At 70.2% G+C, this 11,706-nt stretch carries 8 protein-coding genes; 4 read left to right on the top strand and 4 right to left on the bottom strand.

From position 1 onward, the window contains the following. The first annotated feature begins 99 nt into the window (after window positions 1-99). The gene (locus IPL40_13450) at window positions 100-714 is read left to right on the top strand and encodes an AgmX/PglI C-terminal domain-containing protein (protein ID MBK8482151.1); all 615 of its coding nucleotides are present in this window, start codon (window positions 100-102) and stop codon (window positions 712-714) included. A 118-nt stretch (window positions 715-832) separates the two neighbouring features. Here IPL40_13450 and IPL40_13445 read toward each other — a convergent pair whose 3' ends face one another. Continuing rightward, on the bottom strand, window positions 833-2,278 hold the full coding sequence (locus IPL40_13445; GenBank protein MBK8482150.1) for a VanW family protein: 1,446 nt from the start codon (window positions 2,276-2,278) through the stop codon (window positions 833-835). Window positions 2,279-2,298: 20 nt separating this feature from the next. Next, the gene (locus tag IPL40_13440) at window positions 2,299-4,440 is read right to left on the bottom strand and encodes an OmpA family protein (GenBank protein MBK8482149.1); all 2,142 of its coding nucleotides are present in this window, start codon (window positions 4,438-4,440) and stop codon (window positions 2,299-2,301) included. 217 nt (window positions 4,441-4,657) lie between these two features. On the opposite strand from IPL40_13440, the gene IPL40_13435 reads away from it, so the two are divergent. From IPL40_13435 to IPL40_13425, 3 genes are read left to right on the top strand one after another with little or no spacing between them, the layout of a single operon-like run. Further along, window positions 4,658-6,064 (top strand): hypothetical protein, encoded by a 1,407-nt coding sequence (locus IPL40_13435; GenBank protein MBK8482148.1) that lies wholly within the window; start codon window positions 4,658-4,660, stop codon window positions 6,062-6,064. Between the two features lie 17 nt (window positions 6,065-6,081). Further along, window positions 6,082-7,185 (top strand): glycosyltransferase family 2 protein, encoded by a 1,104-nt coding sequence (locus tag IPL40_13430; GenBank protein MBK8482147.1) that lies wholly within the window; start codon window positions 6,082-6,084, stop codon window positions 7,183-7,185. 13 nt (window positions 7,186-7,198) lie between these two features. Then, window positions 7,199-7,819 (top strand): hypothetical protein, encoded by a 621-nt coding sequence (locus tag IPL40_13425; protein MBK8482146.1) that lies wholly within the window; start codon window positions 7,199-7,201, stop codon window positions 7,817-7,819. Between the two features lie 91 nt (window positions 7,820-7,910). On the opposite strand, the gene IPL40_13420 is transcribed toward IPL40_13425, so the two are convergent. Both IPL40_13420 and IPL40_13415 read right to left on the bottom strand, forming a co-directional pair. After that, entirely contained in the window at window positions 7,911-8,564 is a 654-nt protein-coding gene (locus IPL40_13420; GenBank protein ID MBK8482145.1) for a tetratricopeptide repeat protein, read from the bottom strand. 528 nt (window positions 8,565-9,092) lie between these two features. Then, on the bottom strand, window positions 9,093-10,754 hold the full coding sequence (locus IPL40_13415; GenBank protein ID MBK8482144.1) for a right-handed parallel beta-helix repeat-containing protein: 1,662 nt from the start codon (window positions 10,752-10,754) through the stop codon (window positions 9,093-9,095). Window positions 10,755-11,706: the final 952 nt, after the last annotated feature.

The following is an 11,706-nucleotide window of genomic DNA, read 5'->3' as shown; positions in this document are numbered from 1 at the left end:
TGCGCACCTGCCCAGCGCGGGCGATCGGCGTCGGGGATCGAACGACGCAGCGTAAGGCTAAGGCGAAGGCTGAGGCGAAGGCTGAAGATGAGGTTTGAAATGAACGCAGAATGCGGGGTTTTCGACGCGTGCCGTTGGCTGGTGCGCCGGTGTCGCGTGGTGGCTGCGGCGAGCGGCTTGGCGCTGGTCCTCGGCGCTGGCGGCGGCTGCAACAGCGAGCCGCAGGCGGGTCAGCAGCAGCTCGACCGGTCGCTCGAGGCGCTGCGCAAGTGCGAATCGGAGCGTGACCGGCTGCAGGAGGACCTCAACGCGCTCAAGGTCAAGCTGGCGCAGGCGCTGGCCAACCCGGGGACGATCAAGGTCGATCCGGCGCTGCTGACCATCGAGGGCAAGTCGCTGATGGCCCCGGCGCGCGAGGGCACGCTGACCCAGGAGCAGGTCTTCGCGGTGATCGGCCGCAGCAAGGGCTCGTTGGAGGCGTGTTACACGCGCGCGCTCAAGCGAAACTCGGCCCTCCATCATGGATCGATTACGCTCAACGTTTCGTTCAGCGTGCGCAGCACCGGTCGTCCGACACGGATCGACATTCAGCCGAATCGCGACGGACCGATGATCGCCTGCATGGTCAAGGCCATTGAGCGCTGGCCCTTCCCGGAGTTCGAGGGCCAGCCGGTCGACGTCGAGGCCCCCGTCACGTTGCTCCCCAAGCGCTAGTCGCGCTCGAAGCGGCCCTCCTAGCCCTGTCGCCGGGCCTTCGCCGCGACAGGTGGCGGCGGCGGGCTACCGGACACGCCCGACCCGCGCTGCGCGCGCGTCGTGACGCGTGCCCTTCTCATTGCTCGATCGCCAGGGGCTCGACGTCGGCGCGGTAGGGCGCGGGCGGAGGGTCTGGTGCAGGCCCCGCCATCCCAGGCGCAGGCGGCGGGCCGGTGCCGACCCGGATGATTTGCTGCGTCACGGCATAGCGCAGCGAGCGCGTTTCGACGCGGCGCGGCTGGTCGGAGCCCGCGGCAAAGAAGAGGCGTTGTCGCTCGACCAGGAAGCCAGGGACACCGCGCTGAGTGACGATCCGCTGGCCGCGCGGCAGCGTGGCATCCGGACGCTCGATCTCGCCGAAGGGATCGCGTTGCTTGACCTCACGGCGGAAGACCACGCGCTGCCATGGGCGGCGCCGACCGAGGATCGCCACGCGCACGCGTCCCTCGCTGACCCGCACCTGCAGCGCGACCGGGAAGGGATAGGGATTGCCGAGCCGCAGGTCGGTCTCAGGGTAGGCCACAGCGGCGTCGAGTCCAAGGCGGATGTACGAGCTGGGCATCGTATGCGGGCGTGAGCTGAGCAGGTCGAGGCCCGCGAAGAACGCGGCGGCGAAGAGCGTACTGGAGATCTGACACGCGCCGCCGGCCATCCCATCGATTAGCTCGCCCTGCTGAATCACCGCTGCGGTGCGGTAGCCCTGCTCCTCCGTCCGTGCCCCCACCGTGGCGTTGAAGGAGAAGCGCGCGCCCGGGGCGAGGAGCTGCCCGTCGATCCGTCCGGCGATCAACCTCAGGTTATGCGCCCTGTGGCGATCAACGTCGGCCTGGCTGTACACGGTCATGAAGTGGCCGAGCACCTGACTGACGTCGATCCCGGCCAGTGCCGGAGCCCTGGCGGCCCGCAGCCGCACCAAGGGGAGCTGCACCTCGGCGCTGCCGGCGCGCAGCGCTGCCTCGGTCGCCGCCAATGCGCGCAACGGGTCGAGCCGCAGCCCCTGGCGGCCGGGCCGGACACGGCGTCGCTCGAGGTCGAGCCGCGGCGCCGCCGGCTCACGGTCGATCGCGCCCGACAGGTCGTTGAAAAACTGCAGCGCGCGGGCCTCGTCGAGCTGGAATTGCCAGGGCACGTCGAGGCGCCCGCGGCGTGCCTTCCAGCGCAGCAGCAGCCTGGGCAGCCAGGATCCCGCGTGGCCGATGCTGAGCAGCGCCATGGCGGTCTCTGATGGGTCGGCGGTGACGCCAAGCCGCGCGAGGGCGACGCGGCGTGATCCCGTCGCCCAACGCAGCAAGATGGTGTGCGCAGCAGCCGCAGGGGCCAGTCGCGCCAAGGCGCGTTGCAGCTCGGAGGCATCGCGCCCGCCAACCTCGGCGCCGGCGAGTCGCAAGCCCGCGATCGTGAGGTGCTGCTCGACGGCGCCGTGCTGGCAGTGCGGTGCGAGCAGCCCGCCGCTGACGACAAGGACGAAGGCGGCTGCCGCCAGCAGCAGCAGCGGCAGCGCGACGCGGCGGCGGCGAGACATGCTGGGCCGGTTGCTTCTGGTTACTTGAGGTGGAACTCGACGCGGCGGTTGGCCTCGCGGTTCTGCGCCGAGAGGTTGGGCTGCGTCGGCCGCTCGGCGCCATAGCCGCGTGCCGTGAGGCGCTCGGCGGCGACCCCGCGCTGAATCAGGTGCTCGCGGATCGCGTCGGCGCGCGCCTGGCTGAGACGCTGGTTGGCGGCGGCGGGGCCGTTGCTATCGGTGTGCCCCTGGATCTCGACGTGGGTGAGCTGTGGATTGGCGAGCAGGACGTCCGCCACGACGTCGAGCATGCGCAGGGCGTCGCCGCGCGGGCTGGCCTTGCCGCTGGAGAAGTGAATCTTGCGCCGCAGCAGGAGCGCGTTGGCGGTGAGCTGGACCAGATCGCGGCTCGCGGCTGCCACGGGCTTGAGGACGGCGCCGCGCTCAAGGGCGAGGATCAGCTGCTGGGGAGCTCCGGGGTTCAGGCGAAGGGCGCGCTGCACGCGGACGTAGCCTGGCGCCGTGACGCTCAGCGTGTAGTCGCCGGGCTGCAGCTCAGTGGCGACCGCTCCAGCGGCGTCGCAGGGGAGGGCGATCGGGGTCGCTGATTCCTTGAGTCCCTTGAGCTCGACGAAGGCGGCGAGCGGCTTACCGTCGGGGTCGGTGATGCGCGCGGCGAAGGCGACCGGCTGCGGCAGCGCCGGCTGCAGCATCACATGGAGCTTGGCGGTCGCGCCGGCGGCAACCGTGACGCGTGTCTGCGTCGCCACGTAGGCGTGGTGGCGGAAGAGCACGGGCGCGATGCCCGGAGGAAGCGCTGGTGACAAGAAGCTGCCATCGGCGCCGGTCGAGAGGTTGGTCAGATCGCGTCCCGGGAAGCCGACGACCACGCCCTCGATCGGTCGCAGCGTATCGGCGTGGACGACCTTGCCCTGGATGCGGCCCAGCGCGGGGTCGGTTGCCCGGGCCGCGGCCACCGGGATGCTGGTCGGCGTACAGGGCCCCTGGGAGCGCTGGCGCAGCGGCAGCAGCGGGTCGTAGGCGAAGCCGAGGCCAGCGATCAGGTTCCAAACCGGAACGGGTGGGCCGTAGCCAAAGCCGGGGCTCGTGATTCCGAGGTCGCTCGCGACCGTAAGGCTGAGCCCGCGGAGCGGACGCACGCGCGCGCCGACCGTCAACCACGACGCCACGCGACCGCCGAACTCGCCGGCGGGGACCCGACCGGCGAAGCTGCCGTCGGCCGAGCCGGTGCCGAGATCGAGTCCCCACTCGAGCAGGGGTCGAAGGTCGATGCGCGTCCAGCGCCCGAGCAGCCCCTCGGCGCCGAGCTTGAGCTGAAGGCGGCTGCGGTTGATGCCGAGCGCGAACTTCTCGACCTGCAGGCTGGCCAGATCGTAGTTCGGCGCGAAGCTGCGCAGGTTATCCGACCGGTCGAGACGGAAACCGAGGTTGGCGTGGAGGCGCGCCGGTATCGCGTAGCGCAGCGCGTCGAGGTGGAGCGAGGTGAGCGTGCCGAGGTAGAAGCCGGTGGCCGCGCCCTTATAGAAGACGCCACCGACGGCGTTGAGCAGGTTGAGCTCGAGCTGGCCACCCACGGCGAAATAGGGCTGCAGCGGCAGCTCGACCTTGCCACCGAGCGTCAGGTCGCCGAGCGCGAAGATCACCGCCGGATCGCGTCGGTCGCCGCTGTCGGCGCGCTGGTTGTGGTTGGCCTGGCTGCGCAGATTCGCGAAGAGCTCGAGGTGGCGCCAGGGGGTGTAGGCCAGTGAGAGCGTGCCGACCAGCCGAACGTGGCGATCACCCGCCACGAGGAAGCCCGAGCGTTGCAAGAGCTCCGTATGCAGTCCGAGGCGAAAGGTGTGGGTCATGCCAAGCCCGGCGCTGACCACGCGCACGAGCCCGCTCAGACCGCCGATCGTCGAGGCCCGATCGGCGGGATCACGTTCGCCGGGGACCCCCTCGTCGGGAGCGGCCTCGCGGGTGGGGGCGGCGGGCTGGGCGGCGGCGTCTGGCTGGGCTGCGGCGGCGCGGGGCGGCGGCGCGGGCTCGGCGGCCCGCGCTGAGCGGCCCGGGAGCGAGAGCAGCGCCGTCAACAGGCCGATGGCCAGGAGCAGGGGCAAAGGCAGCGGACGGGCCGGCACCCCCGGGGCGGACGCGGGGCCTAAGGGGGGTGCACTGTGCATCGTATCGACCTCCGGCAGCCGCGACCGCCTCGAGCGGCAGCGCGGGGGTTGGCTGAAGGCCAGATTAGCCGGGGCCCTGTCCGAGCGCAAAGTCCCAGCGCAAAAGAGTGCGCGCGCGCCGGCCGCCGGCCGCGTCGTAATACGCGTCGTAACGCAGCTTGATTCTCCTCGCTGAGCGCGCCTATGCTGCGCGGCCACTGTGGGTATGGGGACGAAGGTGGAAGCAGTCAGCGAGCGCGAAGACGGGACTGTAGGGGCGGGCGCGGGGCCTGAGGCGGGCACAAAGCGCAGCCCGGAGGGGCCGTCGCCGGCGGCGCGTGGCGAGGAGGCCGCGGCCTGGCGGCAGGCGCTCGAGGCCGAGGCCGTCGCCGCGCTGAGCGGACTCGAGGACCTGGCGCTGGTGCAGCTCTCACGCCTACCGGCGAGCTATCTGGCGGTCGGGCGGCAGCGCGGGGCCGAGGACGGCGCCCGGCGATCGGTGGCCGCGCGGCAGGTCGTCGACTTCTTTCGCCAGCGTCGGCTGACGGTTTATCCGGCGCTCTACGCGCCGACGTCGTGGGCGGCCCTCGACACCGTGCTGCCACGGGGAAGCTGGGCGGAGCGGCTCTCGCCCGCCTGGGGCGTGTCGCGGCAGCTCGACTTCCAGCGCGACGCGGCGCCACAACCGCGACAGACGCGCCAGTGGTTGCTCGCCCTGCTCAAGGGCCATCGCACAGTGATCGATGCGCTGCGCGGCGGCGACCTGCCCGGGCATATCGTGCTTGGGATCTGTGCCGGGATCGCGCGTGACGTGCTGGAGCTGCTCTTCGCCACCCGTGGCGAGGCCTTCGCGGACGATTACAGCAGCCTGGCCGCGTTTGCCGCGTTCACGACGGACGGGCACTTCGCCGCCGAGGACGGCTACAGCTACTTCGAGCTGCGGGCGCTGGCCGAGCAAGCGGCGCGTCACCAGCGCTTCTTGCCGCGCGACGCCGAGGTGGAGAGCTTCGAGACTGGCAGCGCGGTGGACACCACCGAGCGCCTGATCGCGGGCCTCGAGGGGTACGCCAAGGCGCTCTATACCAGCGCAGAGGAGCGGCAGCGCCAGCGGCGTTGGCGCTTGGCCGCGCTCGCGGTCTGCGGCGCAGTGGTGCTGGTAGCGCTGGGCTTGGCGGTGCGGAGCGTCTGGCCACTGGCGCCGATCGCGAATCAGGCGCTGATCACCGCGCCGGGCGGCATCACGGGTACGTACTACCGCGGCGTGGCCTTCGAAAAGCAGGCCTTCTCGCGGGTCGACGAGCGGATCGACTTCGACAGCACCGGCGCTTTCGATCCGCGCCTCGAGGCCGACCGCTTCAGCATTCGCTGGCGTGGCTACCTCCGCTTCCCGGAGGGTGGCGCGCAGCAGCTTTGTATCAAGAGCGATGATGGCGGGCGCGTGCGCCTCGGCGGCGCGCTGATCGCCCAGGACTGGGGTGACCATCCCGAGCGCCTGGCCTGCGGCAAGGTGCGGGTACGGGCGGGGTGGTACCCGCTAGAGGTCGAGTACTACGACGCGAGCAGTCGCGGCGTCGTGCGCTTGCAGACCGGGCCCGACCTGCAGCATTTGGCCACCGTGCCGGCGGCCGAGCTGTGTTGCCGCTAGTGAGTCCGAGCGCAGTCATGATCGACTCGCACCCGTCCGCGGCGCCGCCCGCCGTCGGCGGGCTCCAGCTCTCGATCATCATCCCCGCCTTCAACGAGGCCGAGAGCCTGGTGCCGCTCTGCCAGGAGCTGGGCGAGGTCATCGAGCAGCGGCAGTATCGCGCCGAGGTGATCATCGTCGACGACGGCAGCCGCGACGGTTCTCACGCGCTCTATCCGCAGCTATGTGGGCAGCATCCTTGGTTGCGCGTGCTGCTCCTGCGGCGGAATTTTGGCCAGACCGCGGCGATGATGGCCGGGATTCGCGCGGCCCGTGGTGCCGTGCTGGTGCCGATGGACGCCGACCTGCAAAACGATCCGCACGACATTCCGCGCCTCCTCGACAAGATCGGTGAGGGCTATCAGGTGGTCAGTGGCTGGCGCCGGGAGCGACAGGATCGCCTCTTCAGCCGGCGCCTGCCCTCATTCGTCGCCAACAAGCTGATCGCCTGGATCTCCGGCGTGCCGCTGCACGATCTCGGCTGCACGCTGAAGGCCTATCGCAGCGAGACGCTCGAGGACGTCGTGCTCTACGGGGAGATGCACCGCTTCATCCCGATTTACGCCAGCTGGGAAGGCGGACGGGTGGCCGAGCTGGCCGTGCACCATCGCGCGCGGCGCTTCGGTCGCTCCAAGTACGGGTTGAATCGCACGCTCAAGGTCGTGCTCGACCTGGTGACCGTGAAGTTCCTCGGTGGCTACGCGCAGAAGCCGATCCACTTCTTCGGCATTCCCGGGATCATGATGGGCCTGGTCGGCTTCGCCCTCGCCAGCTACCTCTCGCTGCGCAAGCTCTTCTTCGGGATGGAGTTGTCGCGCAGCCCGATGCTCTTGCTGGCCATCTTGCTGCTGCTCCTCGGCTTCATGAACGTGATGCTGGGCGTGCTGGCCGAGGTGATGGTGCGCACCTATCACGAGTCGCAGGGGAAGTTCACCTACCGCGTCGCCGAGGAGCTTGGGGCCGGCGTGGACGATCCTTCGGCCCCGCGCGGGGAGCCGGTGGCGCCGTCGCCGTCGCCAAGCGCTACGAGCGCGCCCGAAGCGGCCGCCGCAATCGCGTCGCGGACGCCCCCCCCGGCCTAACGCAGCCAGCCCCTTGTCGATAGCTCGCAACGCGCGGCGGGGCGCTGCCCGGGTTGATGCACTCTCCAGCGCTCTGCCGCTGCGGCGCGCACGCCTGCAGGGCGGCGGGCTCGCGGCGTGGTGCCGAGGGACGCTCTGGCTGCTCTGGCTGCTCCTGACGGTCGTCGCCTGCGGCTATCGGCCGGTGCACGGTCCGCGCAGCCTGTTGGGGCCACGGGCGCTCTGCCTCGAGCCTGTGCGCGCGACGCGGGTCGATGAACCGCAGCTCGCTGGCGTGCTCGGATCCGCGCTGAGCGCGCGCCTCGCGGCGCAGGGCTGGCGCTGCACCGAAGCCCGCGCCCTGCGGCTGCGCGTGCAGCTCGTACGCTTGGCCACCGTCGCTACCGCGCTGCAGGCCGGTGAGCTCGCCGCCGAGCGCCGCGAGTTGATCGTCACGGCGTGGTTGCGCGACCACCTTGGTCGCACGATCTGGCGCAGCGGCCTCGTGCGTGTGCGCCGCGGCCATGCCCTCGACCGCGCAGGCGGCATCGCGCTCAGCGAGCAGCTCCGGGCGAGCGCTGGGGCTAGCTTGGCCGTGGCCGCCGCGAGCGAGCTCGCCGCCCTGCTGCAGGTCGCCGCCGAGCGCAGCCCCTAAGATCCTGCGAATCGCTGCCAACGCTGGTCAAGCCCGCGGTCGGGGCGGCTGCTTCCTCGTGGCGCTCGCAGCGCGGCCGTCGCCGTTCCGCTCAGCGCGCGCCAGGGCGGTCGCGCCAGTACTGCATCAGCACCCAGTCGACGCGGTTGGCGTCTGCGGCATCGGGTGCCAGCTCGAGGTAGAGCTGGTAGGCGCCGGCGGCCCGCGCCAGATCCTCTTCGCGCGCGCGGGCGATGCCGAGCCCGCGGTGAGCACGGGCGTTGGACGGCAGGGCCTCGATGGCACCCTCGAAGAGCTGGACCGCTTGCCCGAGGCGGCCGGCCAACAGCTGCTGGTAGCCGGAGGCGCTAAGCTTGGCGCTGTCGCGGGCGGCCGTGGGAGAGGGGGAGAGCTGCGCCGGGAGGTGCATCCCCGCCGCGCTGAGACGATCGAGCACCGGGCGTAGGGGGGTCTTCAGCGGAGCAGCCCGCAGCTGGGCCTCGAAGATGGTCTTCCAGAGCTGGACCAGCGCATAGGGTTGGTCGGGGTGCTCGACCAGCACCTGCGTCAGCGCGCCCAGCGCGGCGTCGTAGCGTCCGATGCGGCGATAGAGCAGGGCGAGGACGAGCTGAAGGCGACCACGCGCGACCTTCAGGCGGCCCGCCGCGCGAAGCTGCGCATAGGCGCGGGTCGGGTCGCCCGCGCGGGCGTAGAGCGCGCCGAGCGCCAGGTGCTGTTCCCCGATCGTCTGGGCCTGGTTGTGCATCTGCGACAGCAGCAGTCGCGCCGTTGCCGCCGTGCCCGAGCTACGCCGCTGTGCCGCGGCCTCGGTCTGCGGTGCCACCCACGACACCAGCGCAAGCCCGACGAGCGCGCCCGTCCCGCCAAGCGCCCACCGCGCGCGCCGTGATTGATCCGCCTTCAACACGCGCGCGACTCTAACGCGGCTCGCGGCCCCAGGCAGCAGAAGATCCAGACGCCGAGCGAAACCGGCCAGCTGGCAGGGTCGGCCCCCGACCCTGCGAAGGCTAGATTGGGACAGGGACCGTCGGTCGCAGCACAGCTCGCCCGTCCACGAGCCCGGACGACGGCATACGCGTCGCGCAAGCGCGCCAGACCCACTCCTGACCCTGCCAAGGCCAGAAGACCGCACCTCCGCCGCGGATCATGTGATCGTCAGCAGCTTGCGTGGGCGCTGCCACGTCGTAGCTGGTCCGAAATTGGTCGGCACACCACTCGCCGAAGAAGATCGCGCCAAGTCCGAAGGCCTTCGACGGCAATGCATTGGGCTTGGTCAGGGCAGTGACTGGCCGTAGATCTCGTCGAGGAAAAAGGTGGCTGGTGTTGTCGCCAACGAGAGGAATCCGATCCAGGTCAGGTGTGAGAAGGTCGCCGCGCCGCAGCGTAGCTGGCCGAAGACCTGTCGTTCACCATCCTCTGGTTGGACCACGAGCTCGAACGTTCCGTCGGCCGCAGCCCCCAGTGGCGCCGTGATCTCGTAGCTGACCCACCTGTCGGTCGGAACGCTCGCCAGCGAGCGACCGGCGACGACGAGGGTCCCGTCAGACCTGATGGTGAGCACGGGGCCGATGGTGTAGGGATCGGTCCGCCAGTCGCGCAGCTCGATACGTGCCGTGGAACCGGCCTGGCGGAGGAGGGCGAAGGTCAGCCGGTAGGTGCCTGCTCCATGATCGGTCCTCAGCTGGTAGTACGGTTTGTAGCTCTGCTCGATGTCCGCTGCATCTTGGAATAGCAAGCTCTGCTTCGTGCCCATCGCGCCCGCCTTGTCGCTGACACGAAGTGAGCCCGACCCAGCGCCCGCATCCGAGATGCCGCGGGTGGGGACGGCTCCGGCCAGCATATCTTCGAAGTCGACGTGCAGCGGCGCCACAGTAATGGCGGCGGGAAACGCGGCGGGCGCTTCCGGCAAGTCAGTGCTTCGGGGCCGCGAGAGCCTTCCGCTGCGTGACAGATCGACCTGCCGAATGCCAAGCAGGGCTGCGGGCGATTCGGGAGAAAAGGAAAACTCACGTGCGGCGAAATCGACGAACGCGGGATCTGCAACCAGCGAGTGCAGATCCGCCCCTTCGGCCTGCCACTGCGCGAAGCTTCGGCCACCGAAGTCGAGCGGCGAACTGCCGTAGGTCCAGTAGAGGTTGCGGTCGAAGGTGTAATTGCCGTCGGCCCAGCTGCCTTGCTGAACCGCCGCACCCGTCGACACCAGCACGTTGCGCTCGACTGTCAGGGCGTGTCGCGCCTCGGCTTTGCCCCGTCGCAGCGGGGCAGGTCCCTCGGCAACGAGAACGTTATTGAGAAGGGTGTTGTCTTCGCCGTAATGGATGATGAAGGGGGCATCCTGTGTGGCGTAGACGACATTGGAGTCGGCGACAATCCCCGAGCTGGCCTGATCGAAGTAGATGCCAAAGGCGCCGTAGTCACTGCGCGTGATCTGGTGCAGGAGGTTGTGGTGAAGGCGCGTGCCAGGCGAAATGCCAAGGGTGTAGATGCCCGCCAGATCGCTGAGGACCTGTTGACCGAGCTGGTGAGCGTGGTTGTAAGCGATCGAGTTGTGATGCGCGTTGCTGGGTGTGTAGCCCCAGTTCCAACCGACTGAGATGCCGGAATAGTAGAAATCCCGGATGTCGTTGTGCTCGACGGTGGTGTGCGACGCGTTGGTGACCAGGACACCCACCCCGGCCGGGTGCATGCGGCCTCCCGTGCTGATCAGGTTATCTCTGACAGTGTTGTCACGCGGGACCTCGGTCTCCTCGACGAGATGGGATGGGTGACCGATCCATACGCCGCCGGCACCGAGGTCCTGGAGGACTGAGCTCTCGAGCAGATTGTCGTGGCTGCCGATTCCGACGATGATCCCATGGGCGCCCGTGTGCTGGATTGTGCAGCGGCGGATCGCACAACTCCGGGTCCTCCGGAACTCGACCGCCGCGGAAAGCAACAGGCCCTCGGCTTGGCGCGATGAATAGCCCTCCGGCGGCGTTGCCCAGTGAGTGTGAGCAGGCCCGGGCCGCGCCGCGCCCCCCGCGGGGGGGGCCCCCCCCGGGGGCGGGGGGGCCCCGCCGCCCCCCCCCCCCCCCCCGGCCGGGCCCCCCCCCCCCCCCGGGCCGGGCCGGCCCGGCCGCCCGGCCCCTCCCGCGGCCCGCCCCCCGGCCCTCCGGGGCCGGGGGGGGAGGGAAGCCGAGGTCTTCGAACGAGACGTGTTGAGCGGACGGCCTGGCCTGCGGGGTCGTCGAGGGTCAAGAGGTGCTCGAGCCGCGGCGCGATCACGACCGTGGTGGCCGGTGTTTCTCCGAGGATAGGAAGATAGGTCAGCTCGCCGTTACTGGCGTCCAAGTACCACTGGCCGGGCTCGACCAGCGCCTCTCGCACGTTCTCGACGAGGTAGCGCGCGCCCTCAAGGAGCTGGCACTGGGACTGAGCACAGCGCGTTGACCCGGTGAAGGCGACAACGTGGCGGGCCGCGTCGATGGCGTGGATGCGCAGGCGGGAGATGGTCCACTTGTGCCAGGCGAGCACCTCCACGTCTCGCAGGTTGTGCCAGTCCGCACGCAGCTCGTCACGGAAGCCGAAGCGGTCATCACTGCCATCAGTGCCGGCGCTGGGCGGTACCCGCCGATCGATGAAGTGGTAGTCCTTGGTTGGCAAGCGCGGGCGGTAGCGACGTTGACCGTTGACCCACAGCTGCGTGAAGACCCAGCCGTCCTTGACGACCTGCGGCAGGGTCAGCTTCCAGCGACCCTGACTGTCGACGATCCAGCCGTCCAGGCGACGTCCTCCGCTAATCACCGGTGCCTCAGTGGCGAAGGCGCGGAAGATGGTTGGTGACAGCGCGGCGCCCGAGTCCGCGGCCGTCAGGCGGAGGGTGTCGTCCAAGAAGTAGGTCCCGCCGC

The organism is Pseudomonadota bacterium (assembly GCA_016711215.1).
Lineage (GTDB): Bacteria > Myxococcota_A > Polyangia.
This window is presented reverse-complemented; position numbering and strand designations above follow the sequence as displayed.

Coding starts and splice junctions, on each gene's coding strand:
- IPL40_13420 (MBK8482145.1), bottom strand. CDS start 8,564: ATGCACAACCAGGCCCAGACGATCGGGGAACAGCACCTGGCGCTCGGC.
- IPL40_13440 (MBK8482149.1), bottom strand. CDS start 4,440: ATGCACAGTGCACCCCCCTTAGGCCCCGCGTCCGCCCCGGGGGTGCCG.
- IPL40_13445 (MBK8482150.1), bottom strand. CDS start 2,278: ATGTCTCGCCGCCGCCGCGTCGCGCTGCCGCTGCTGCTGCTGGCGGCA.
- IPL40_13450 (MBK8482151.1), top strand. CDS start 100: ATGAACGCAGAATGCGGGGTTTTCGACGCGTGCCGTTGGCTGGTGCGC.
- IPL40_13430 (MBK8482147.1), top strand. CDS start 6,082: ATGATCGACTCGCACCCGTCCGCGGCGCCGCCCGCCGTCGGCGGGCTC.